A 23,035-nucleotide genomic window follows, 5' to 3' on the forward strand; every position below is an offset into this window, starting at 1 on the left:
GATTAAGCTGCCAATTGACGCAACACTGCCAGTGGTGGCGAGCGCAGCACATCGCGCAAGGTCACCGACCCAACCAGCCAGCTACTCAACACGCAGGCCAAACTACCGATCAGCCAAGGCGTGACAGAAGGCGTGATTGAAAAATGAAATACCCACGTAGCCAGCGCCCAAGCAATCAGGCTTGCTCCCGCTGCCGCCAACAGCCCGGAAATCAATCCAGTGACAAGGAATTCGATCCGCTGCGCCCTGGCCAATTGCTCGCGCGTCGCGCCAAAGGCTCGCAATAAAGCTGCCTCCCGAATTCTTTCGTCTCGTGTCGATGAGAGAGCCACAACCAACACCAGCATGCCAGCCACGACAGAAAAACCAAATAAACCCTGCACAGCGGCCGTGACCTTGTTGAGGACCTCGCGCAATTGGATCAAAATTGCACCAACATCAAACAAAGTGATGTTCGGATAGGTGCGCACCAACGACTGCAGCCAAGGCGTCTCGCCGGGCTTGAGTTGGAATGCCGTCATCCACGTTTGCGGCTGGCCTTCCAGCGCCCTGGGTGTCGTGATTGCGAAGAAATTCGGTTTCATTGAATCCCAGTTCACTTTGCGGATACTAGTCACTTTCACATTGACCAGCCTGCCTGCCACGTCAAACACAAGACGATCGTCGATCGCAAGCCCCAACGTGGTAGCCAAGCCAGCCTCAAGGGAAACCTCGGGTTCACCAATATCCAGTGCGCGACCGCGCGTCAATTGAGCTTCTTGCGGCAGTTGCGTGGCATAAGAGAGGTTAAATTCGCGGTCAATCAGTTGTTTGGCTCGAGCATCAGTAAAGTCAGCAGACCCGATCGGTTGCCCGTTGCGTTGAATCAAACGCCCGCGAATCATGGGATACCACTCAGTATCGGTGCGCTGCTGCCGCGCAAAATCACGTTTGATTGAAGCCAGCTGATCGGTCTGAATATTGATCATAAAGCGATTCGGTGCGTCAGGCGCAATGGTTCTTTGCCAGCCCTCCAGCAAATCAGTTCGAATGATAATCAACAACAAAATTGCCATCATGCCAATCGCCAACGCACTCATTTGAACGACAGTGGCATGTCGTCTGCGGATCAAACAAGATAACCCAAAGCGCAAACTCGCCCCTGTGACAAAACGGACACGCACAACGTCAAGCAATCTGAGAGAGCCGTAGCCCATGATAGAAAAAAACGCGGTCGCGATCGCAAAGCCGACTGCCATTAACAACCCCAGCTTAATGTCCTGTGCAACCCAACATAAAAAGACTATCAATCCCGCGCAGGCGGGTAAATAACGACGGATCGGATCCGCCGGCAAAATACCCGATTTGACTCGCATCATCTGAACAGGTGTTCTGCGGTTCAAGTCGTTCAGACTTGGCCAAGCCAATATCAACAGCAAAAATATGCCGAGTCCCAAGGCCTGAAGCATCACCAACGCGCTTGGTAATGGGAAAGACACGCCTATCAAACCGCTCAATGTATTGAGCAAGAGCCAATTGGCGCCTAAACCAATGGATATCCCCACGACAGAACCCATTAAACCAACAACGAAAAACTCAAATAAAAACAATTGAGCGATGACCCTTTGGGTAGCCCCAAGACAGCGCATCACTGCCACGCCCACGAGATGACGTTGGCGAAACTGTCGTGCGCCCAAGACCACGGCAATGGCAGCAATTAACGTGGCGAGTAAACCAACAAGGGTCAAAAACTGTTGCGCTCGATCTAACGATTGACGGATTTCAGGTCGTCCGTCTGAAACGGTGACCACTTTCTGCCCCGGCTGAAGGCGCGTCTCTAACCAGGTTTTAAATCCAGCAACGTGTGAGGGTTCGCCGGCAATGAGCAAGGCATACTTCACTCGGCTGCCCAACGTCACCAGACCGGTACGATCAAGGTCTTCAGCGTTGATCATTGCTCTTGGTGCCACATTAATAAATTGCATCCCCCGATCTGGCTCGTTAATGATCAACGTACTCAGGGCGAGCTTGATATCGCCGACAGTGATGGAATCCCCTAGCTTGGCATCAAGACCCGTCAATATCTGAGGATCAACCCAAAGCTGGCCCGGCAAGGGAACCCCGCTCGCCTCCCGCTCAACGCCGGTCGCGCTGGTCGTTATCTTTAAACGCCCCCTCAGTGGATACCTGCTGGACACCGCCTTGACCGACGCCAACTGCGACTGCTGATCGGTGGTGAGCATTGACGCGAACTGCCAGGTCCTGGCGATGTCCAACCCCGATTGTTCAGCGGTTGCGATCCAGTCCAAAGGGATAGGGGTGTCTGCCTCGACCACTAAATCTGCCCCCAGCAATTGACCAGCGTCTCGCTCTAATCCTCGCCTGACGCTGTCAGCGAGCATGCTGACCGTGCTCATGGCAGCCACCGCGATCACAATGGTGAGTGCCAGCAGGACCAAATCCCCTGCGCGAATGTCGCGCCAGACTTGCTTTACCGCGAGTTTGAAGATCCCTGACATAGAGGTGGCTCCGGGTGCATTCGTTAGGCCATCAAGACCGCAACTTATCCATCATCTCTTGCAATCGCTCGACGGGCCAAATTTCAAGCCCCTCGATGGGTTGCTTCGGTGCGTTTGCTTTAGGGATCATCGCGATCTTGAAACCGAGCTTAGCCGCTTCTTTTAATCTTTCTTGCCCTCTTGGGGCAGGTCTGACCTCACCAGCCAAACCGATCTCACCGAAAGCAATCAACCCCGCTGGTAGCGGTTTATCGCGCAATGAAGAAATGATGGCAAGCAAAACCGCCATATCAGCGGCGGGCTCTGTGATTCGAACCCCACCGACCGCATTGACAAAGACATCTTGATCATAGGTCTTCACACCGCCGTGTCGGTTGAGCACAGCCAACAGCATCGCCAAGCGGTTACCCTCCAGTCCCACGGATAATCGGCGAGGATTCGGGACGTGAGCGGTATCAACCAAGGCCTGAATCTCGACCAAGAGCGGTCTTGTCCCCTCTTGTGTCGCCATGACGCAAGCACCTGCCACCTGACTTGAATGTTGCGACAGAAAGAGCGCTGAGGGATTAGCGACGCCGCGCAATCCCCGATCTGTCATGGCAAACACCCCGAGCTCATTGACCGCACCGAAGCGATTTTTAAATGCCCTGATCAAACGAAACGATGAGTGCGTATCGCCCTCAAAGTACAACACGGTGTCCACCATGTGTTCTAGCACTCGAGGGCCGGCGAGCGCACCATCCTTCGTGACATGTCCGATCAGCACGATGGGGACACCGGTTTGCTTGGCTAATCGTGTCAGCTGTGCGGCACATTCTCTCACCTGCGAGACTGAGCCTGGTGCAGCCGTCAAGTCTGCGGAGTATAAGGTCTGTATCGAATCAATGACTGCCACCGACGGCTTGTGCTCAGTCAGCGTGTTGCGGATGACATCCAGTCTGATTTCTGCCAGCAAATCGACCGAAGCCCCAGAAGCCCCCAACCGTCTGGCACGGAGAGCAACTTGCTCTGCGGATTCTTCGCCGGTGACATAAAGCACACGTGCCTGCGCAGACATCGCAATCAATGCTTGCAACAGCAGGGTGGATTTACCAATCCCCGGATCGCCGCCGATCAGTACCACGGCCCCTGCGACCAAGCCCCCGCCTAGTACCCGATCGAACTCTGCGATGCCCGTGCTGCGTCTGGGTAACTCAAGGGCTTCGACTGAAGCCAAACTTCTCAACTGACTTGTCGGCGCCAATGGCGCATATCGATGATCGGAAGCCGTCACAGCGCCGCTATCTAGCGACTCTTCGAGTGTGTTCCAGGCGTTGCAGTGTGGGCACTGACCCAACCACTTCGGGCTGACCCCACCGCAGTCGGTACAAGCAAATACAGTTTTAATTTTTGCCATGCGTTGATGTCACGAGCTAAGCGGGTGAGCCTGCTAGACTGCCACCCCCATCTATGCCGATCACCTGACCGGTAATGAACCCGGCATCCGCCGATAATAGAAAGGCAATCAGCGCCGCGACTTCATTGGCCGAGCCCAGCCGACCCAGTGGTACCTGGGTGCTTTGTTGCTGAGCCATGTCTTTGCCCGGCGTTGCATGCATCAACATTTCTGTGTCAATTGCCCCTGGCGCAACTGCGTTAACCGTGATGCCATAAGACGCCAATTCTAGGGCCCAGGTTAACGTGCAACCGATAATTGCGCTCTTAGCGGCAGCATAGCTGGTCGAGTCTCTTGCGCCTCTTGCGGATAGACTGCATAGATTAACAATACGACCGGTGCGACGGGCTTTCATTGACTCGATAAACGCTTGCGTGACTTGGACTGCTGTTCGCACGTTGAGGTCAAAGGTTTCGAAAAGGACTGACAGCTCGACGCTGCCAAGCGGCTGAGAGATGGCGGAACCGACGTTATTGACAATTGCGTCGACCGGAAATTTATCGCGGATCGTCCTGAGTATCTCTTCCGTTTGACCTGCGTCGGACAAATCGCATTCATATAAATAGCCAGGGAAATCAATTTCAGCCGTGTTGCGCGCGATTCCCACCACGTGGCAACCCAGATCGGCAAGTTTTTGACTCAACGCCCAACCGATCCCCTTGGTTGCGCCTGTAATCAATACGCATGTATCTTTCAACTTCAGTCTCCTTTTCGGGAGCTAATCGGAGCAACCCTGAAGTGTTAGTCTACCGCACTGAGCTCATTTCTGATGTTTCTATTCGCCCTTTTGTCAGTAACCCTACCCCATGTCTGTTGATCACTACGAGAACTTTCCGGTCGCCTCAATTATTTTGCCTAAGTATTTGCGTCAGCCCGTCATCAGCATCTACCGGTTTGCGAGAGCGGCTGACGACATTGCCGATGAAGGTCATGAATCTGCAACAGAGCGGTTGACCGCACTGCGCTCGTTTCATGAGGCACTGCATCTGATTGCTACCGGACAGCGTCAACTGCTGGCTGACATGCCCGTTTACCTCTCATCGATTTTCGTTCCGCTAGCAACCACCATCGCTGAGCATCAATTGCCGCTCGTCCCGTTTTTTGATCTTCTGTCTGCGTTTGAACAGGATATACAAACCAAGCGTTACGATGACTTCGCCACCTTACAGGACTATTGCAGGCGATCCGCTAATCCAGTGGGTCGTCTGATGCTCTACCTGTACCGGCAGACCGACCGCAGCTCAGTGGAACAATCCGACGCCATTTGCACAGCTTTACAACTCATTAATTTTGTTCAGGACATTGCTGTCGACTGGCAAAAAGATCGTATTTATCTGCCAAAAAATGAAATGGCTCGTTTCGAAGTGACTGAAGAGCACATTGGCGAGTTCGAGTGCAATGCATCGTTTCAGAAGTTGTTGGCGTTTCAGATCCATCGATGCAGGAGCTTGTTAAAATCCGGCGAGCCTTTAGGCAAACACCTTTCAGGCCGAATCGGTTTGGAATTACGCCTCATGATGCACGGTGGCTGGCGCGTTCTGGATCTTATCGAGAAAAATCAATATGACGTTTTTCGTCATCGACCTACGCTAGCCAGAAAGGATTGGGCGATTCTGCTCTGGCGCGGATTATTGCGAAAACCACTATGACTCCCATCGAATACTGTCAGACCAAGGCGGCTAAAAGCGGCTCAAGCTTTTATTACGCTTTTCTTTTCTTACCACCGGAAAGACGCCTCGCGATCACGGCTTTGTACGCATTTTGTCGAGAGGTGGACGACGTTGTGGACGAATGCAGTGACGAGTCCATTGCACGCATCAAACTCGCCTGGTGGCGTACCCAGATCGAGGCCATGTTTCAAGGTAAACCAGAACACCCTGTGACCAAGGCACTGGAACCCTGGCTGGTTAAATTCAACATCACGTCCGATCGACTCAATGCGATTATCGACGGGATGGAAATGGATCTCAGTCAAACCCGTTATCTCGATTGGGTTGGCTTACGCACGTATTGCTGGCATGTCGCCGGCGTCGTTGGTGAGCTTTCTGCGAGCATTTTTGGCTATCAAGACGCACGCACACTAGCGTACGCGAGCAAATTGGGGCTCGCATTTCAAATGACCAACATCATCCGCGATGTTGGTGATGATGCTCGACGTGGCCGCATTTACTTGCCCATCGAAGATTTACAAAAATTCAATATCAAAGCGGCCGACATTCTGAATGGTAAGCACAGTGCCGGTTTCGAAGCCTTGATGGCCTTTGAGGCGGATCGAGCACGGCAACTTTATGCAGAAGCCATCGAGTCGCTCGCTGAAACCGATCGTCGCGCCCAGCGGCCCGGATTGATGATGGCGGCGATTTACTATGCATTGCTGGAAGAGATTCAGCACGAAAAATGGCAAGTGCTGGATCAACGGATTTCACTCACGCCAATCCGAAAGCTTTGGTTAGCCTGGAAAAATTGGGTATTGGCGGGGCAAAGCGTGATCAAACAAATTAAACAGAGCGGCCTCACGTCTTGAAAATCGCCGTGATCGGTGCTGGCTGGGCAGGCCTCGCCAGCGCAGTAACACTCGCTGATGCGGGCCATGACGTCACCGTATTCGAAGCAGCCCCCAACGCAGGCGGCAGAGCACGGGGCATTGAGGATGACGCGCTGGGCATGATCGACAATGGCCAACACATCCTGCTGGGCGCTTACACCCATTGTCTGAACTTGATCGACCGGTTACACCCAGATCGCGATATTGAAACGTTGATTGATCGATCGCCGTTGCAGCTAGAAAGTGCTGATGGCGAATTTTGTTTGCGTGCGCCCGCTCGAGCGGCAGGCCTGAGCCTCTTGATGGCGCTTTGGGGCGCACGCGGACTGAGCCTCACGGACAAGTGGTCAGCCACCCGAATGATGGTTGCGCTTCGTTGTGCTGGTTGGCAAACGGATAGCCATCAAACCGTGCAAGCGTTACTTATCGCGCATCGACAGCCAGACCGGCTGACTCGTGCGGTATGGGCACCGTTGTGCTTGGCAGCCTTAAATACGTCAATGACGGACGCGAGCGCGCAACTGTTTTTAAACGTCTTGCGAGATAGCCTGGCGGGTGCTGCCCCGCATAGCGACTTGATTATCCCTCGCGTGGATCTGTCGACCCTCTGGCCAAACCTTGCCGCGAGCCTTGTGAGCATGCGTTTTCGCCATATCGTGCGCGAGATCTGCGTGTCGGCCCATCACGTTGATGTTGATGCTGAGCGCTTCGATGCCTGTATTTCGGCTATCCCTCCTTACGCACTGGCCAGGACACTACAAACGGATACTGAACCAGAGGCGAAAGCACGCTTACAAAGGGATTTACTTGCATTTTCATACAACGCGATCGCAACGTTGACCCTAAAACTGGCACATCCATGGTGTCTGCCAAGCCGCATGCTCCTGCTTGACGAGGATCACAAGAAAGGCTGGGTCGGGCAGTGGGTCTTTAACCGAGCTCAATATCCCGATCAGCTAACCGTGGTGATCAGCGCCGCAGACGATTATTTGAAGCGAGACAGAACGCAGTTTGTCACCGCGATCGCGGCGCAAATCCAAACTCAAGTCAGTCGCCATTCAGGCAATCTGATAGCGATGCCCCCGGTCAAAGCGCACAAGCTGATTATCGAAAAAAGGGCCACCTTTGTGGCTCAGCCAAATCTGATCCGCCCGAGTGCCATCACGGCTTGGCCCCGTCTATTCTTGGCGGGAGACTATACGGACACAGGCTATCCTGCAGTGCTGGAAGGGGCTGTCAGAAGCGGGATAAGCGCCGCAAAAGCGCTATTAAATGTTAAGTTCTCGGCTTGACCGCAAACAAACACACAAATACCCTATCGCCTCACGATTCTTCACCTGCCTCATAGAAACCTAGCTGTCATGCAAAACGAAAACACGCCATCATGGCTCACTGCCTTGCGATACTTCGTCAAATGGGGTTTGCTGGCCGCGCTGGTCGCACTGATGGCGGGTAGCGCATCGTCGGTTTTACTGTTTACCCTCGACTGGGCCACCAACACCCGCCACTCGCACCGATGGTTGTTGGCCCTGTTGCCCGTCGGTGGCTTTATCGTCGGCTGGTCTTATCTGAAGTTCGGCAAGCAGGTCGAAGGGGGCAACAACCTGCTGATCGATGAAATACACGACCCCAAAAAAACAATACCGCTTCGCATGGCACCATTTGTCTTTATTGGCACAACTGTCTCACAGCTCTTGGGCGCGTCGGTGGGGCGCGAAGGCACTGCCGTTCAAATGGCAGGCGCCCTTGCTGACCAAATTGCACACTACCTGAAATTAAGCCAAGATGATCGCCGATTGGTTCTCATGACAGGCATCAGTGCGGGATTTTCGTCAGTGTTTGGCACACCGATGGCGGGCTGGGTGTTTGGGATAGAGGTCCTTGCAACCGGTCGCATGCGCTATGAGGCGATTTTTCCGTGTGTTTTAGCAGCGGTGTTAGCCAATCAAGTCGGTGATCTCTGGGGTGTGCATCACACCGTCTATTTGTCTGGCGTCGTGCCCTCGCTTTCAGTTTGGGGATTTGTGGCGACCATGATAGCGGGTGCTGCCTTTGGGCTGACAGGTCAACTATTTGCAAAGTCGACACATTTTTTATCTGGTCAAATGAAACAGCGAATCCCGTATGCACCATTGCGCCCTTTTGTGGGCGGTGCCGTCATTGCCTTGAGCGTCTGGCTATTGAGTGCAGATCGCTACATTGGCTTGGGAATCCCCACCATTGTTTCAGCCTTTGAACAGCCTCTGCCGCTCTATGACTTTTTTTGTAAATCACTGTTCACCATTGCCTCTCTTGGTGCCGGTTTTAAAGGCGGTGAAGTGACCCCCTTGTTCTACATCGGCGCAACGCTGGGCAACAGCCTTGCCCAGTTGCTGCATATGCCGGTGACGTTAATGGCAGGTTTAGGTTTTGTCGCCGTTTTTGGGGGGGCCGCGAACACGCCCATCGCGGCCACCTTCATGGCGATGGAGCTATTCGGGGCTGACATTGGCGTCTATGCTGCTATTGCCAGTGTGATGAGTTACTTATGCTCAGGGCAATCCGGCATCTACCGAACGCAACGTCACGGTCACATCAAGTTTTAACGGGTATCCGTAATTTGTTGTTGACAGTCAACTATTGTCAATGTATATTAAACCGTAATACATTGTTTATTTAAGGGGCTTTCATGCCTACCATTAGCAGCTTTTACGGCATCCTCATTCGGATGTTCTTTAACGATCATGCGCCAGCGCATTTCCATGTGCAGTATGCCGAATACAAGGCTACGGTTGATATTGAATCATTAACTCTTTCTTCTGGCGAACTACCCCGCCGCGCACAAGAACTGGTGCTTGACTGGGCTGAACTGCATCAACAAGAATTATTGGAAGACTGGCGTTTGTGCATGGAAAAGCAGCAACCAAAACCAATTGAACCCTTAAAGTGAGGCCACTTATGAAATGGGATGTTATTGACGTTAAGAAGATTGCACCACTGGCTTTGCAAGTCCAGTTTGCGGATGGAACTGTTGGCAAGGTGAAATTTGAAAACAGTCATTTGACAGGTGTTTTTGAGGCACTCAAGAACCCAACCACTTTCGATCAGGTTCACATTGACAATGGCGCTGTTGTCTGGCCTGGAGATCTTGATTTAGCTCCGGATGCCATGTATGCCCAAATCAAATCGCAGGGCGAATGGATTTTGCGTTGAGCTTAGCAGGTAAATCATGATTACCTCGGAATTCGCACGCCAATTTTCCCAAGAATGGCTATCTGCTTGGAATGCCCATGATTTAGAAGCCATCCTCTCGCATTACGCCGATGATTTTGAAATGATCTCGCCGTATATTGTTGCCATTACAGGCGAGCCTTCAGGAGCTCTGAAGGGCAAGAGGGCAGTAGGAGGCTATTGGGCAACAGCTTTAGCCAAATACCCAGAGCTGCATTTTGAGTTACGCCAGATCCTCATCGGGGTTCAAAGTGTGGTCATCTACTATCAAGGCATTAAGGGCATGGCGGCAGAAACTTTTATTTTTAACCAAGAAGGTAAGGTGATGAAGTCTATTGCCCATTACGAATAATCCTTAATCTAGTGTAAGAAGCATGTCGCAAATAAAAATATACGGCCTCAAAGATTCGCTCAAAGACCATCAAGCCCAGCTCTCAGATGCCATTCATAAAGCAGTTGTGCAAAGCTTGGGCCTTCCAGTCGATAAAAAATTTCATCGCTTTATTAGCTTAAATCAATCGGAGTTCATTTTTCCTGCCGATCGCAGCTCCAGCTACACCATTATTGAAATCTCAATGTTTGAGGGGCGATCTGTGGAGACGAAGAAAACCCTAATTCGATTACTATTTCAGTATATTGAGCAAGACACTGGCATCGCTCCTCAAGATATTGAAATTACGATCTTTGAATCTCCAAAACACAGCTGGGGAATTCGAGGGCAATGCGGTGATGAGTTGATGCTTGGTTATAAGGTTGGCGTTTAATTTACCCACTTGCGCCTGGGGAAATATTGGTTGCAGCATACTCGCTCAAATTTCTGCCAATCTAAACAATGCCAACCAACATTTTAAATCTGCCATCCGTCGTTATTGATAGAGTGGATGAGGCGGAACATGATTACCATATATACGCACACGCATTAAAGAGCCCAAGCTCTTGCTCGGCTTGTATGGGTAGTGAAGTTGTCGGTTTTGGACGCAACGAACAGCTCGTAAAAGACCTACCCATACACGGTAAGCGGGTCGGGATTTACTTTGAAACGCGTAGATTTAGATGCAAAGTCTGTAGCAAAACCTTCCTTGAGCAGCATGCCGACTTCCATCCAGAGCGCGCAATGACCACCCGGCTAGTGAATTGGATTGGGAGGCAGTGCATCAAGCGCACCTTTGCCAGCATTGCCGAGGAAACAGGTGTTGTTGAGGGAACTATTCGCAATATCTTTCGCGACTACATTAATGATCTAGAGCAAACCATCCGCTTTGAAACCCCCAAGTGGATGGGAATTGATGAAATTCACCTTATTAAACCAAGAGGCGTGATTACCAATATTCAGAACAATACGGTGGTCGAATTGCTGCCCAATCGCAACAAAGAAACGATCATTAAATATCTAACAGGACTACAGGGCAAAGAAGAAATTGCTTATGTCGCTATGGATATGTGGGCACCTTATCGCGATGCCGTCTTGCAAGTGCTCCCAGATGCCAAAATCGTGATTGATAAGTTTCATGTGGTCAAAATGGCTAATGAAGCGGTGGAGAGGATACGCAAGAGTTTTAAGGCGGAACTAGCGCCCAAGATTCGGCGCACTTTAATGCACGATCGTTACACATTGCTTAAGCGTGAGTCTGAGCTGACTGATAAAGAGGCGCTGCTTCTGTCTGGCTGGGCAAATAACTTCCCAACCCTAGCCTTAGCATACCGACTCAAAGAAGACTTCTTTAAGATTTATGAAGCTAAAACTCGCAATGATGCTTTAGCGCTCTTTGCCAATTGGGAAATATCCGTTACCCATGAAGTCCGAGATGCCTTTAGCGATCTCATTCGGGCTTGGCGTAATTGGCAGCCGTACATCCTCAATTACTTTGATCATCCAGTAAATCAACCGATTACCAATGCCTATACCGAATCGCTCAATAATCTGATTCGGGTCATGAATCGCCTGGGCAGGGGTTACAGCTTTGAGGCGTTAAGGGCCAAAATCCTCTTTTCGGAAGGGGCGTTTAAGAAAGAGCTACAACGCCCTAAATTTGAAAGGCGAATGGGTTATGGGGTTCCTGATATGCCTATGATGTTCCGTACCGTTCCAGGCCTAAGCAGTAAGGTTATAGAGGTCGATGAGAATGCAGCTGAAGTTAATTATGGAGTGGATATATCAATCCTAACGAGAATGATTGAAGCTGGTGAGATTTAGGTCAAATCAATGGATTACGGATACCCGTTTTAACCAGCTTCAGGGCACAACATGCTCGCGTATATAAGCCCCTACTGAGGCCACATCGCAAGGCAAAACGGTCACCTTTTGTGGCAAAGACTCTAGGCTTTCAAGCCCACGGGGCGTTGGTGCAGGCTGCCCGATCGCCTCTTCAATCACGTCAGAGAACTTTGCGGGCAAGGCTGTTTCTAGCACCAGCATCGGGATACCGGGTTCGACAAACGCCGAAGCAACCTTGACCCCATCAGCGGTATGAGGATCAATCAGCACACCGGTACGTTCATAAACAGACTTAATGGTGGCCAGTCGATCTGCGTGGGTACTGGTGCCTGAGACAAAGCCATACTGCTTTTCGAAGGTCGGTTGATACGAAGACAAATCAAACTGCCCTGTTTGCCCAAGCTCTGTCCAAAGTTTAGCCACGCGTGCGGCATCGCCATCCAGCAGATGAAAGACAAAGCGCTCAAAATTCGAGGCACGTGAAATATCCATTGACGGGCTAGAAGTCACATGCGTCTGCGCTGCCGACCGCGGACGATAGACCCCCGTGCGAAAGAATTCTTCTAGGACATTGTTTTCGTTGGTTGCCAAGACCAAGCGCCGAATAGGCAAACCCATCATGCGCGCAATATGACCCGCAAGAATATTGCCAAAATTGCCTGACGGAACAGCAAACGACACCAATTGATCGGCCCCTGTCGTCGCCTTTAACCAGCCATGAAAATAATAAACAACCTGAGCTGCAATGCGCGCCCAATTGATCGAATTGACTGCACCAAGCTTGTACCGGGATTTAAACGACAAATCGCTTGCCAAGGCTTTGACGACATCTTGTGCTTGATCAAAGTTACCCTTCACTGCCAAATTGTGAATATTGGCGTCTTGCAAAGAATACATTTGTGCCCGCTGAAAGGCACTCATCCGACCCAGAGGAGACAGCATAAAAACGGCAACGCCTGCTTTGCTTCGCATCGCGTACTCAGCGGCCGACCCCGTATCACCTGACGTCGCGCCAAGAATATTCAAGCTGGTTTGCCGAGCAGCCAAAACATGCGGAAAAACCTGCCCGAGAAACTGCATCGCCATATCTTTAAAGGCAAGCGTCGGCCCTTCAGATAAACCCAGCAAAGACAAACCATCAGAAAGTGGCTTCAACGGCACGATTGCCTCGGTTTGAAACGATTGTGCGGTATAGGCATCATGCGTTAACTGTGTCAACGTCTGTGCGGGCAGATCAGTCACAAAATAGCCCAACACCTTGGCCGCTAATTCAGCGTAAGACAAAGCTCGCCAACTTTCGAGCTCACGAGATGAAACCACAGGCATTGATTCTGGGATGGCCAAACCACCGTCTGGAGCTAAGCCTTCAAGCAGCACGTCTGAAAAATATTGCGGATCCATACCCCCACGGGTCGAGATGTATTTCATGCGAGAGATTCCATTCTCAGTCGAGTCACTTTAGATTGAATGAAGGGCAGTGCTTCAATGCGGATGATTGCTTTGTTGATGTCGCGTTCGACGGCCTCATGCGTCACGAAAGTCAACTCTGCCGTGTGATCTTGTTGCCCCGGCTGTTGAATCATCGCCTCGATGGAAATACCCGCATCAGCCATCAGACGAGTCAAATCTGCCAACACGCCTGGCTGATCAACAACTTTCATTCGCAGGTGATAGGAAGTCACCACGTCTTCGATGCCCAGAATGGGAGTATCTGCCATCGCATCGGCCTGAAACGCAAGGTGCGGCACGCGATGTTCTGGATCGGCAGTCAACAAGCGCGTCACATCCACCAAGTCGGCGACCACCGAGGACGCGGTTGGCTCTTCGCCTGCCCCTTTGCCATAAAAAAGAGATTGTCCCACCGCGTCACCACGCACGAGCACGGCATTCATCGCGCCTTCAACGTTCGCAATCATCGAGTCTTTCGGCACCAGCGTGGGGTGGACACGCAATTCAATGCCTTCAGGACGGCGCTTGGTGATGCCCAGCAACTTGATTCGATAACCTAGCCTGTCTGCCATTTCGATGTCTTCAGCCGAAAGCTTCGAAATCCCTTCAATGTAGGCTTTGTCAAACTGTACTGGGATACCAAAAGCGATGGAGGCCAACAAAGTGAGTTTATGAGCGGCATCGACCCCTTCAATATCGAAGGTGGGATCCGCTTCTGCGTAGCCAAGTGCTTGAGCAGCCGCCAACTCAGTGGCGAACGAGGTCCCCTTGTTACGCATCTCAGAGAGGATGAAGTTGGTCGTGCCATTAATGATGCCAGCAACCCACTCGATGCGGTTGGCCGTCAAGCCTTCACGCATCGCCTTGATGATTGGGATGCCACCGGCGACTGCGGCTTCGAAGGCGACAATTACCCCCTTTTTTGATGCCGCGGCAAAAATCTCATTGCCGTGCTTTGCCAGCAATGCTTTGTTGGCCGTCACCACATGTTTGCCGTTATCGATTGCCGTCAGCACAAGTTCACGTGCAAGCGTGTCACCACCAATCAATTCAACCACGACATCTATCTTGGGATCGCACACCAACGCCTGGGGGTCTGCGTCAACCGTCACGGCAGCACCAACCAGTTGCCGAGCTTTAGCCACGTCCCGAACCGCGACTCGAGTAACTTCTATGCTGCGGCCGGCGCGGCGGGCGATTTCTTGCGCGTTACGGGCGAGGACCTTCCAAGTCCCACCACCAACGACACCCAAACCCAACAACCCTACTTTGATAGAATCCATTACAGCAACCCATCCTTACGGAACATTTCCTTGATGCCGCGGACCGCCTGTCGGGTGCGTTGCTCATTTTCGATCAAAGCGAAACGCACGTATTCGTCACCATATTCGCCAAAACCAATCCCAGGTGAAACCGCGACTTTCGCTTCATGCAAAATTCGCTTTGAAAATTCTAACGATCCAAGATGACGATAAGGTGCTGGGATGTGCGCCCAGATGTACATGGACGCTTTGGGAATATCAACCATCCAGCCTGCGTCATGCAACCCTCGGGCGAGCACGTCTCTGCGATTTTGATACATCTTAACGACTTCAGAGACACAATCTTGTGGCCCTTCTAGAGCGGCAATGGATGCCACTTGTATGGGCGTGAATGTCCCGTAGTCGTGATAGCTCTTGATGCGAGCCAAAGCGCCAACCATGTCTCGATTACCGACCATAAAGCCGACGCGCCAACCGGCCATATTGTAACTTTTGCTCATGGTAAAAAACTCGACCGCGACATCACGGGCACCTTCAACTTGCATGATTGAGGGTGCGACATAGCCATCAAAACAAATATCGGCGTATGCCAAATCATGAACGACGAGAATATCGTGCTCACGAGCTAACGCGACTACGCGCTCAAAGAAAGATAAGTCAACACACTGAGCCGTCGGGTTGCTTGGAAAACCCAGAATCATCATTTTCGGCTTCGGAATCGATTCGCGCACCGCCCGCTCTAACTCGACAAAAAAATCAGTCCCGGGGGTCATTCGAACCGAGCGGATATTGGCGCCGGCAATCACCGCACCATAGATATGGATGGGATAACTAGGATTGGGCACGAGCACCGTATCACCAGCATCCAGTGTGGCTAGCATTAAATGCGCCAGGCCTTCTTTTGAACCGATCGTGGCGATTGCCTCTGAGTCTGGATCCAAGTCGACGCTGTAACGCCTGGCGTACCAGTCAGTAATGGCTTTTCTTAATCTTGGTATCCCTTTTGACACCGAGTAGCCATGTGTTGTTGGCTTTTCTGCACACTCGACCAGTTTTTCAACAATGTGTGCAGGGGTCGCACCATCAGGGTTGCCCATCGACATATCGATGATATCTTCGCCCTTGCGCCGCGCCGCCATTTTTAGCTCACTGGTGATATTGAACACGTAGGGCGGTAAACGCTCGATGCGGGGGAACTTCCTCATTCATCAATCCTTGATTATTTAACTTCATGCGTACGACGGAAAACCCATTAATCTAGCTCAACCGCCACTTTGAGGCAAATTGACACAAAAACGACGTCAAAAACGACTGATTTTCGATATAAACCACAGATTCATCTTCAAACAGGTAGCATTTGAGTACGTTATGATCAGTAAAACCTGCCGGAGTCATTATTGAAGCTTCACTCAGATACAAACTCGGCAATGAACGCGGTAACTGCCTACGATGCCGGGTTCGTCGAGATAAACAGAATTCGCTTTGACCATGCGATTGCTTTTGGCCCCCTGGGTGAGATCACCCGTTGGCCTGCCCAAAATCCCCTTGATATTTCATTTGAATTGCTGTTGCAGGCGGCCAGATTATCGCTGGCTGCTGTCGATCCTCTGTCTTTTCTTGATGAGGACGAGTTCTCAGCACCTCGTATAGAGGGCGATAAACCAGAAGTTCTGCTGGTGGGCACCGGTTCGACTCAAGTCATGTTACCGCATGCCATCACGCAGCAGCTGTTGCGCATTGGCGTGGGTGTTGAGGTCATGAGCACGCCGGCTGCATGCCGTACCTACAATATTTTAATGGGTGAAGGTCGCAAGGTGGTCGCGGCCCTCATCCCGCCGACTGAGTGAGTGTGAGCCATGTCATCCCTCGAAATATCAAAGCCAGTTCCTGAGTTTGAGGCCAATAGCACCTTTGGACCAATTTCACTCGAGCGTGTTCGAACAAAAACGCTCGTGTTGTACTTCTATCCCAAAGACAATACGCCCGGCTGCACCACCGAGACCGAGGGTTTCAGAGACCACCATCAAGCCTTTTTAGACGCTGGTGCGGTGGTGGTGGGTGCTTCGCGCGACCCGCTTAAATCGCATGAAAACTGGAGCGCAAAACTATCGCTGCCTTTTCCGTTGATCACTGACCCAGATGAAAAACTTTGCGAACTATTTGGTGTCATGAAAATGAAGAACATGTACGGCAAACAAGTCAGAGGGATTGAACGCAGTACTTTCCTGATCGACGCCCGAGGTGTACTTCTGCGTGTATGGCGAGGTGTCAAAGTACCAGGCCATGTCGAAGAAGTTTTACAGGCAGTAAAAGCATTAAGCAGTCACTAAAAACCATCCCCTTATTTGGAGAGTGCCCCCAATGCCGCTTCCGAAGTTGCCCACGCACCCAGCCAGTATCCTTGACCTCAATGGGGCAGAAACCCCAAAACTGTCGACACTCCCCAAGATTGCAGACATTCAGCCTGCGCTAAGCGGACTAGAGGACCCTGCGGACACCACGCCGACCAACTTCGCGATGAAACCCACCGCAGCACCGGCTTTCGCGCCCGCCAGAGCAGCAAATCCGGCTACAAAAACCAAAGCCCCCGTCAGATCACCTAACCCCAGCCAAACGAAACCTGCGCGACCGGTGGCGAACCCTGCAGCCGCCCGTGCAACCAAACGCAGTGCTGGAAAATCGGCCAAGCCGGAGGTCTCCAAGCTTTTCGTGCTGGACACCAATGTGCTGCTGCACGATCCAAGCTCTTTGTTCAGATTTGAAGAGCACGACATTTTTCTGCCCATGATGGTGCTAGAGGAATTGGACCATCAGAAAAAGGGCATGTCAGAAGTCGCACGCAACGCTCGACAGGTTAGTCGCTCGCTCGACTCGCTGGTCGGTGATCATAAGTCGTTGGCGGACGGCTTGCCCTTGAGTGCGCTTGGCCACAAGGACGCGACTGGCAACTTACACTTCCAGACCAAAGCGCTCGACAATCTGCTGCCCTCGGATATGCCAGCGGGAAAAGCTGACAACATGATTCTGGGGGTCGTGCGCGCGCTGCACGACAAACACCCAGAGCGTCAGGTGGTGTTGGTCTCGAAAGATATCAACATGCGCCTCAAGGCTTTTGCCTTGGGTCTTGCTGCTGAGGACTACTTTAACGATCAGGTACTGGAAGACTCTGACCTGCTTTACTCGGGTGTCCTGGAGTTGCCAGAAAACTTCTGGAACAAGCACGGCAAGGGCGTTGAGTCATGGCAGCAAGGGGGCATTACCTACTATCGCATCAATGGCCCGCTTTGCAGTCAGTTCATGGTCAATCAGTTTGTCTATTTTGAAGGCTCCATGCCCCTGTATGCTCAGGTGCGGGAAGTCAACGGTAAAACGGCTGTACTGGCCACGCTACGCGACTTCACGCACGGCAAGAACAACGTCTGGGGGGTCACCGCTCGCAACCGTGAGCAGAACTTCGCCATGAATTTGTTAATGAATCCTGACTGCGATTTCGTCTCGCTGCTAGGTCAGGCAGGTACTGGCAAAACCTTGCTGGCGCTCGCTGCTGGCTTGGCACAAGTACTTGAGACCAAGCGCTATACAGAAATCATCATGACTCGCGTCACTGTGCCTGTCGGGGACGATATCGGATTTTTACCCGGCACTGAAGAAGAAAAAATGCTCCCGTGGATGGGCGCACTGGAAGACAATCTGGATGTCCTTAACATGGGTGATCTTGATGCCCCGCAAGGGGGGGGTAACTCGAACGGACAAGGCAATGATTGGGGGCGGGCTGCAACCATGGACCTCATCAGATCGCGCATCAAAGTCAAGTCACTGAATTTCATGCGTGGCCGAACTTTCTTGAATAAATATCTCATCATCGATGAGGCACAAAATTTGACGCCCAAACAAATGAAAACCTTGGTCACCCGAGCAGGCCCAGGCACCAAAGTCATTTGTCTTGGCAATATTGCACAGATTGATACGCCCTACTTGACCGAAGGAAGTTCAGGTTTGACTTTCGTGGTCGATCGCTTTAAAGGCTGGCCGCACGCGGGCCATGTCACCTTGCAACGTGGCGAAAGATCTCGTCTGGCCGACTATGCGGGTGATGTCCTTTAACGCCAAACCGCTTGCTTTAACGATGGGGGATGCCGCTGGTATCAGCCCCGAGATTATCGTGAAGCTGCACATGGAGGGGCTACCCGCCCCTTGCGTAGTGTATGGAGACGCTGGTTCGCTTAGACGTGCAGCGCAGCTGCTCGGCGTTGATTTGCGTATTGAGGCGGTGACTGGCCCCACCAGCGATGGTTGGGGTCAAGTCGCGCAGGGGGCGTTATTCGTCAAACAGACCGAGCCTTTGTTACCGGTCGATTTGCCATTGGGCAGCGTTGACGCTCGCGCTGGTCGAGCCGCCTATGATGCGCTTTGCATGGCCATCGATGACGCCATGGCGGGGTTGGTGAGCGGGTTAGTGACCGCGCCGCTGAACAAAGAGGCCATGCATTTGGCTGGACTCGATTTTCCTGGGCACACGGAAATTCTGGCACTGCGATCTCACACGTCACACGTATCCATGATGCTGGTCAATGACGAATTGCGTGTCATTTTGGTGACGATTCACGAAGCACTCGCCCATGTGCCTCAGTTGTTGACTCAAGCGCTTGAGCTACTGACGATCCAGCAAGCTGAGCTGGCTTGCAAGCAACTGGGGATAAAGTCGCCTCGGATCGCCGTTGCTGGTCTTAATCCGCATGCGGGCGAGAATGGCAAATTTGGCCTGGAAGAACGCGACGTCATTGCCCCAGCAATCGCTCAAGCAAGAAACTTAGGCATCAACGTGACTGGCCCCTGGCCTGGGGACACTATTTTCATGCGAGCTCGCCGTGGTGAATTCGATATCGTCGTCGCTCAGTATCACGACCAAGGGCTGATCCCTGTTAAATACCTCGGGGTTGATCAAGGGGTTAACGTCACCGTCGGTTTACCGTTTGTTCGAACGAGTGTTGACCATGGCACCGCCTTCGATATTGCAGGAAAGGGAATTGCTGACCCTGCCTCGCTGAGAACCGCATTTAATTTAGCCTGCACACTGATCAAACACTAAACATTTCTTTTTTTTAATAAATTTTATATATCGGACAGTAAATTTCAGTTTAAGTTCGACCGCTAAGTATATAATTCAGTTGAATATTTAAGAAAAGGCGGTCGAGATGGTATCCAAACGTTGTTTGTTGCCTGCTAAACAGTTAGTAACAGCGGTTACCTGCGTTGCTTTATTCGCTTCAGGCGGAATCAGTTTTGCGCATAAAAACAGTGTCACAGATAACCAAAATACCCAATCAAAATCAGCTGCCTACAGCAATAAGTCCGACACCAAAGCTAGCTCAAAACATAAAGTCAAGGCAAAACCAGAGGTCGTCACTAGCGGTTCGCTCAGATCTCATGTGGTTTATGTTCAAGATTTGGCAAATAACAACGTGTTGTTGTCGAAAAACGACGATCAAGTACGTCCCATTGCATCCGTCACCAAGCTGATGACAGCCATTGTGGTGGTCGATGCCAAGCAACCGATGTCTGACATGATAGAAGTGACCCAAGACGATATCGACAAGCTTAAGCACAGCCGTTCACGCCTGCCCGTCGGTACCAAATTATCACGTGCCGATATGCTTCACCTTGCCCTGATGTCGTCTGAAAACCGAGCTGCTAGCGCGCTCGCCCGTTATTACCCGGGTGGTACAGCGGCACTCGTACAGGCAATGAACGCGAAGGCGCAACAACTGGGGATGCATCAGACGCGTTTTGTCGAACCTACCGGGCTATCGAGCGCGAATGTCTCGACGCCGAGAGATCTGGTCAAAATGATGCTGGCTGCGATGCAAAGACCCGCAATCCACGAGTTCACCACAGATGATCAGCAAGAGATTAGAACTGTCGGTAAATCAGCGACCGTCTTCAGAAACACCAACTCGCTCGTCGCCAAATCTGATTGGGATATCAAGGTGTCTAAAACCGGATTTATCAATGAAGCAGGTCAATGCTTGGTCATGATTGCCCGTATCAACAACCGAGACACAGCCATCGTCTTGCTCGATGCCGTTGGACGAGGCACCCGCGTTGCCGATGCCATTCGAATTCGTCAACTGATGCAACGACAAGAGCTCGCTGCCCTCTAGTATCCCGACTGCCCACCGGTAAAATTCAAGAACCGGGTGCTAGACCCTTGGAAGGTCATACGAACGGATCCAATGGGCCCGTTACGTTGTTTGCCGATAATAATTTCAGCAGTGCCTTTATCGGGTGAATCGGGGTTATACACTTCATCTCGATAAATAAACAAAATCAGATCCGCGTCTTGTTCAATAGCGCCTGACTCGCGCAAATCGCTCATGATGGGTCGTTTATTAGGCCGTTGTTCAAGACTGCGATTGAGCTGGGATAAAGCAATAACTGGGCATTCAAGCTCTTTGGCGAGACTTTTCAGAGATCGACTGATCTCTGAAATTTCAGTGGCACGATTTTCACCAGACGTCGATGCACCCATCAATTGCAAGTAATCAATCACAATTAAGCCAAGCGTCCCGCATTGTCGGGCAAGACGACGGGCACGTGAGCGTACTTCACCAGAACTAAGGGCTGGCGTCTCATCAATGTGAAGCTGTGCGTCTTGCATTTTTTGCACCGCATGCGTCACCCGCGGCCAATCTTCGGCGAGCAACTTACCTGTGCGCATTCGGTGCTGGTCAAGCATCCCGACCGACCCTAACATACGCATGGCGAGTTGAACAGCACCCATCTCCATTGAGAAGACGGCAACCGGCAGACCCTGTTCGATCGCCACGTATTCAGCGATATTCATCGAAAATGCGGTTTTTCCCATGGAAGGACGGCCAGCGACAATCACCAGATCGCCTTTTTGAAGACCTGACGTCATTTTGTCCAAGTCAGAAAACCCAGTGGGGACACCCGTCACATCAGAGTCCCCCTCGCGATGATAAAGTTCATCGATTCTGTCGACCACCTCTGATAACAGTGGTTGAATCACTCGGAACCCCGTCGTGCTACGAGCCCCCTCTTGAGCAATTTTGAATACCTTGGCCTCGGCCTCATCCAGCAGCTGTCGCGCCTCTTTGCCTAAAGGATTAAAAGCGTCTGCAGATATTTCATCAGCCACAGACACCAATTTACGTAACATCGAGCGCTCGCGAACAATTTCCGCGTAGCGACGGATATTGGCAGCTGACGGGGTATTGTGTGCCAGTGCGTTGAGATAAGCAAGACCGCCTACCTCTTCTGACTTGCCAGCACTCGACAGCGATACATTCACTGTCACCACATCTGCAGGGCGTGACAAGTTAATCAATCTGGCAATATGCTGCCAGATCAAACGATGGTCGTGACGATAAAAATCATCTTCATTCAGCGTATCGCTGATTCTTTCCCAAGCGCTGTTATCAAGCAGCAAGCCGCCAAGGACAGATTGCTCTGCCTCGACAGAGTGGGGAGGGATCCGTAAGTAATCGAGCTGTGGATCTGGTGGATTATTCATCGTTCAATGTTAACCCTAAGGTGTTCGTGACATACAAAAAACCCTGTACATCTTTGCCGGGAATCCTGCGCAGAATGGGTCCGAAGAGACGAACGATCCATGTAAACGCTACCGCCATATTGCTGAGATAGCGTTTCACGAGAGGATCGCTATTGAGCGTCAAATAATCTTGTAATAACCGATCGCATAAGGCTTGCCGTTCGACAGGCTCAATCTCGTCGGCTCTCATCCCCGCTAAGGAGGATAACATTTGATAAAAATCATACGCCTGACCCAAAGGTCTAGCCATTGCCTCACCGATATTTTCTTCAAAATCGATACGGGTTAATTTGCCACCTTCAAACATCAGGTTACGCAACTGGGCACCCCCGTGAATAAATCCAGCTCGATGAAAACTGGCGAGATCACGAGCGACAAGCAACATCCACTCGAGACGAGTAGCGGCATCGCTCGTTCTGAGAAAATGTGGCAAATCCTCACCCACGAACTCAAGCACGAGCACGCCAGGCTCATCGTGCAAAATCTTAGGGACATTGCAACCTGCGTCATAAAGGAGGCGTAAGCGACCTGCCTCTTCGGCTAACCCGTTTTGCAACAGCGTGCGAGTGGGTGGTCGTTGACCTAACACCAGCCAACAGAGCAAAGAAAGACTAAAAGACCGCGCAAAACGAAGACCGTAAACCAGGCGATCGAAGCCTTGAGGTCGACGACGCTTGACCACACACTTCTGGTCGGCAATCAAGACAATTTCTACCCCGTTAGCATCGTGGGCGTGTTCGATCAACCAAGCAGCCAGGGCTTGATCGAAGGATTGGGTAGACAGGGGTTCAGTAGACACAGGATCAGTCTTCAGCAGGGTCGCCGGTTAAAACAAAAAAGCCGGCAGA

Annotated in this window: 22 protein-coding genes; 14 read left to right on the forward strand and 8 right to left on the reverse strand. The window is 51.5% G+C overall.

Annotated elements, in window-relative coordinates; all coding sequences use genetic code 11:
• Window positions 1-2 precede the first annotated feature (2 nt).
• The 3 genes from AC1W8Y_RS04905 to AC1W8Y_RS04915 are packed head-to-tail and all read right to left on the reverse strand — an operon-like array spanning window position 3 to window position 4,630.
• Window positions 3-2,498 (reverse strand): ABC transporter permease, encoded by a 2,496-nt coding sequence (locus AC1W8Y_RS04905; RefSeq protein ID WP_482013356.1) that lies wholly within the window; start codon window positions 2,496-2,498, stop codon window positions 3-5.
• A gap of 31 nt (window positions 2,499-2,529) precedes the next feature.
• A complete protein-coding gene (gene radA / locus AC1W8Y_RS04910; protein ID WP_482013357.1) occupies window positions 2,530-3,894 on the reverse strand; it encodes a DNA repair protein RadA in 1,365 nt (454 codons plus the stop codon).
• A 16-nt stretch (window positions 3,895-3,910) separates the two neighbouring features.
• Window positions 3,911-4,630, reverse strand: a complete 720-nt coding sequence (locus AC1W8Y_RS04915; protein WP_482013358.1) for an SDR family oxidoreductase — start codon at window positions 4,628-4,630, stop codon at window positions 3,911-3,913.
• Between the two features lie 109 nt (window positions 4,631-4,739).
• Here AC1W8Y_RS04915 and hpnC point away from each other — a divergent pair, with 109 nt between their 5' ends.
• The 9 genes from hpnC (at window position 4,740) to AC1W8Y_RS04960 (ending at window position 11,882) form a co-directional block, all read left to right on the forward strand.
• Window positions 4,740-5,582, forward strand: a complete 843-nt coding sequence (gene hpnC, locus AC1W8Y_RS04920; protein ID WP_482013359.1) for a squalene synthase HpnC — start codon at window positions 4,740-4,742, stop codon at window positions 5,580-5,582.
• Entirely contained in the window at window positions 5,579-6,457 is an 879-nt protein-coding gene (gene hpnD, locus AC1W8Y_RS04925) for a presqualene diphosphate synthase HpnD (RefSeq protein ID WP_482013360.1), read from the forward strand. Before hpnC ends, hpnD begins: the two co-directional genes overlap by 4 nt.
• A complete protein-coding gene (gene hpnE, locus AC1W8Y_RS04930) occupies window positions 6,454-7,770 on the forward strand; it encodes a hydroxysqualene dehydroxylase HpnE (RefSeq protein WP_482013361.1) in 1,317 nt (438 codons plus the stop codon). The genes hpnD and hpnE overlap by 4 nt, the downstream gene beginning before the upstream one ends.
• Before the next feature lie 69 nt (window positions 7,771-7,839).
• Entirely contained in the window at window positions 7,840-9,063 is a 1,224-nt protein-coding gene (locus AC1W8Y_RS04935; RefSeq protein ID WP_482013362.1) for a voltage-gated chloride channel family protein, read from the forward strand.
• Between the two features lie 83 nt (window positions 9,064-9,146).
• Window positions 9,147-9,407, forward strand: coding sequence for a DUF4160 domain-containing protein (locus AC1W8Y_RS04940; RefSeq protein WP_482013363.1), 261 nt, complete (start codon window positions 9,147-9,149; stop codon window positions 9,405-9,407).
• Window positions 9,408-9,415: 8 nt separating this feature from the next.
• The gene (locus tag AC1W8Y_RS04945) at window positions 9,416-9,670 is read left to right on the forward strand and encodes a DUF2442 domain-containing protein (protein ID WP_482013364.1); all 255 of its coding nucleotides are present in this window, start codon (window positions 9,416-9,418) and stop codon (window positions 9,668-9,670) included.
• Window positions 9,671-9,686: 16 nt separating this feature from the next.
• A complete protein-coding gene (locus AC1W8Y_RS04950; RefSeq protein ID WP_482013365.1) occupies window positions 9,687-10,040 on the forward strand; it encodes a nuclear transport factor 2 family protein in 354 nt (117 codons plus the stop codon).
• A 22-nt stretch (window positions 10,041-10,062) separates the two neighbouring features.
• A complete protein-coding gene (locus AC1W8Y_RS04955) occupies window positions 10,063-10,452 on the forward strand; it encodes a tautomerase family protein (RefSeq protein ID WP_482013366.1) in 390 nt (129 codons plus the stop codon).
• Window positions 10,453-10,520: 68 nt separating this feature from the next.
• On the forward strand, window positions 10,521-11,882 hold the full coding sequence (locus AC1W8Y_RS04960) for an ISL3 family transposase (protein ID WP_482013367.1): 1,362 nt from the start codon (window positions 10,521-10,523) through the stop codon (window positions 11,880-11,882).
• Between the two features lie 39 nt (window positions 11,883-11,921).
• On the opposite strand, the gene thrC is transcribed toward AC1W8Y_RS04960, so the two are convergent.
• The 3 genes from thrC to alaC are packed head-to-tail and all read right to left on the reverse strand — an operon-like array spanning window position 11,922 to window position 15,819.
• Window positions 11,922-13,331 carry a threonine synthase gene (gene thrC, locus AC1W8Y_RS04965; RefSeq protein WP_482013368.1) on the reverse strand — a complete coding sequence of 470 codons (1,410 nt, stop codon included), beginning with the start codon at window positions 13,329-13,331 and terminating at the stop codon, window positions 11,922-11,924.
• Entirely contained in the window at window positions 13,328-14,635 is a 1,308-nt protein-coding gene (locus AC1W8Y_RS04970; RefSeq protein ID WP_482013369.1) for a homoserine dehydrogenase, read from the reverse strand. Before AC1W8Y_RS04970 ends, thrC begins: the two co-directional genes overlap by 4 nt.
• Window positions 14,635-15,819 (reverse strand): alanine transaminase, encoded by a 1,185-nt coding sequence (gene alaC / locus AC1W8Y_RS04975; protein ID WP_482013370.1) that lies wholly within the window; start codon window positions 15,817-15,819, stop codon window positions 14,635-14,637. The genes AC1W8Y_RS04970 and alaC overlap by 1 nt, the downstream gene beginning before the upstream one ends.
• 192 nt (window positions 15,820-16,011) lie before the next feature.
• On the opposite strand from alaC, the gene AC1W8Y_RS04980 reads away from it, so the two are divergent.
• The 5 genes from AC1W8Y_RS04980 to pbpG all read left to right on the forward strand — a co-directional run bounded on the left by AC1W8Y_RS04980 (window position 16,012) and on the right by pbpG (window position 20,775).
• A complete protein-coding gene (locus AC1W8Y_RS04980) occupies window positions 16,012-16,461 on the forward strand; it encodes an Mth938-like domain-containing protein (RefSeq protein ID WP_482013371.1) in 450 nt (149 codons plus the stop codon).
• Window positions 16,462-16,470: 9 nt separating this feature from the next.
• Window positions 16,471-16,944: a peroxiredoxin gene (locus AC1W8Y_RS04985; RefSeq protein ID WP_482013372.1), complete on the forward strand. Its 474-nt coding sequence runs from the start codon at window positions 16,471-16,473 to the stop codon at window positions 16,942-16,944.
• A 31-nt stretch (window positions 16,945-16,975) separates the two neighbouring features.
• On the forward strand, window positions 16,976-18,718 hold the full coding sequence (locus AC1W8Y_RS04990) for a PhoH family protein (protein ID WP_482013373.1): 1,743 nt from the start codon (window positions 16,976-16,978) through the stop codon (window positions 18,716-18,718).
• Window positions 18,708-19,703: a 4-hydroxythreonine-4-phosphate dehydrogenase PdxA gene (gene pdxA / locus AC1W8Y_RS04995; RefSeq protein WP_482013374.1), complete on the forward strand. Its 996-nt coding sequence runs from the start codon at window positions 18,708-18,710 to the stop codon at window positions 19,701-19,703. The genes AC1W8Y_RS04990 and pdxA overlap by 11 nt, the downstream gene beginning before the upstream one ends.
• Window positions 19,704-19,809: 106 nt before the next feature.
• Window positions 19,810-20,775 (forward strand): D-alanyl-D-alanine endopeptidase, encoded by a 966-nt coding sequence (gene pbpG / locus AC1W8Y_RS05000; protein ID WP_482013375.1) that lies wholly within the window; start codon window positions 19,810-19,812, stop codon window positions 20,773-20,775.
• On the opposite strand, the gene AC1W8Y_RS05005 is transcribed toward pbpG, so the two are convergent.
• Both AC1W8Y_RS05005 and AC1W8Y_RS05010 read right to left on the reverse strand, forming a co-directional pair.
• Window positions 20,772-22,148 (reverse strand): replicative DNA helicase, encoded by a 1,377-nt coding sequence (locus AC1W8Y_RS05005; RefSeq protein ID WP_482013376.1) that lies wholly within the window; start codon window positions 22,146-22,148, stop codon window positions 20,772-20,774. The two genes, pbpG and AC1W8Y_RS05005, sit on opposite strands and share 4 nt — an antisense overlap.
• Complete coding sequence (locus AC1W8Y_RS05010; RefSeq protein WP_482013377.1) at window positions 22,141-22,986, reverse strand: RIO1 family regulatory kinase/ATPase domain-containing protein; 846 nt, start codon at window positions 22,984-22,986, stop codon at window positions 22,141-22,143. The genes AC1W8Y_RS05005 and AC1W8Y_RS05010 overlap by 8 nt, the downstream gene beginning before the upstream one ends.
• Window positions 22,987-23,035 lie beyond the last annotated feature (49 nt).

Source organism: Jezberella sp. (genome assembly GCF_964834465.1).

What these genes read in the sequence shown, in the direction of transcription:
- AC1W8Y_RS04955 (WP_482013366.1), top strand. Translation starts at nt 10,063, where the DNA reads ATGTCGCAAATAAAAATATACGGCCTCAAAGATTCGCTCAAAGACCAT.
- pdxA (WP_482013374.1), top strand. Translation starts at nt 18,708, where the DNA reads ATGTCCTTTAACGCCAAACCGCTTGCTTTAACGATGGGGGATGCCGCT.
- AC1W8Y_RS04960 (WP_482013367.1), top strand. Translation starts at nt 10,521, where the DNA reads ATGCCAACCAACATTTTAAATCTGCCATCCGTCGTTATTGATAGAGTG.
- radA (WP_482013357.1), bottom strand. Translation starts at nt 3,894, where the DNA reads ATGGCAAAAATTAAAACTGTATTTGCTTGTACCGACTGCGGTGGGGTC.
- thrC (WP_482013368.1), bottom strand. Translation starts at nt 13,331, where the DNA reads ATGAAATACATCTCGACCCGTGGGGGTATGGATCCGCAATATTTTTCA.
- AC1W8Y_RS04985 (WP_482013372.1), top strand. Translation starts at nt 16,471, where the DNA reads ATGTCATCCCTCGAAATATCAAAGCCAGTTCCTGAGTTTGAGGCCAAT.
- AC1W8Y_RS04945 (WP_482013364.1), top strand. Translation starts at nt 9,416, where the DNA reads ATGAAATGGGATGTTATTGACGTTAAGAAGATTGCACCACTGGCTTTG.
- alaC (WP_482013370.1), bottom strand. Translation starts at nt 15,819, where the DNA reads ATGAGGAAGTTCCCCCGCATCGAGCGTTTACCGCCCTACGTGTTCAAT.
- AC1W8Y_RS04935 (WP_482013362.1), top strand. Translation starts at nt 7,840, where the DNA reads ATGCAAAACGAAAACACGCCATCATGGCTCACTGCCTTGCGATACTTC.
- AC1W8Y_RS04970 (WP_482013369.1), bottom strand. Translation starts at nt 14,635, where the DNA reads ATGGATTCTATCAAAGTAGGGTTGTTGGGTTTGGGTGTCGTTGGTGGT.
- hpnD (WP_482013360.1), top strand. Translation starts at nt 5,579, where the DNA reads ATGACTCCCATCGAATACTGTCAGACCAAGGCGGCTAAAAGCGGCTCA.
- hpnC (WP_482013359.1), top strand. Translation starts at nt 4,740, where the DNA reads ATGTCTGTTGATCACTACGAGAACTTTCCGGTCGCCTCAATTATTTTG.
- AC1W8Y_RS04940 (WP_482013363.1), top strand. Translation starts at nt 9,147, where the DNA reads ATGCCTACCATTAGCAGCTTTTACGGCATCCTCATTCGGATGTTCTTT.
- AC1W8Y_RS04950 (WP_482013365.1), top strand. Translation starts at nt 9,687, where the DNA reads ATGATTACCTCGGAATTCGCACGCCAATTTTCCCAAGAATGGCTATCT.
- pbpG (WP_482013375.1), top strand. Translation starts at nt 19,810, where the DNA reads ATGGTATCCAAACGTTGTTTGTTGCCTGCTAAACAGTTAGTAACAGCG.
- AC1W8Y_RS04990 (WP_482013373.1), top strand. Translation starts at nt 16,976, where the DNA reads ATGCCGCTTCCGAAGTTGCCCACGCACCCAGCCAGTATCCTTGACCTC.
- AC1W8Y_RS05005 (WP_482013376.1), bottom strand. Translation starts at nt 22,148, where the DNA reads ATGAATAATCCACCAGATCCACAGCTCGATTACTTACGGATCCCTCCC.
- AC1W8Y_RS04905 (WP_482013356.1), bottom strand. Translation starts at nt 2,498, where the DNA reads ATGTCAGGGATCTTCAAACTCGCGGTAAAGCAAGTCTGGCGCGACATT.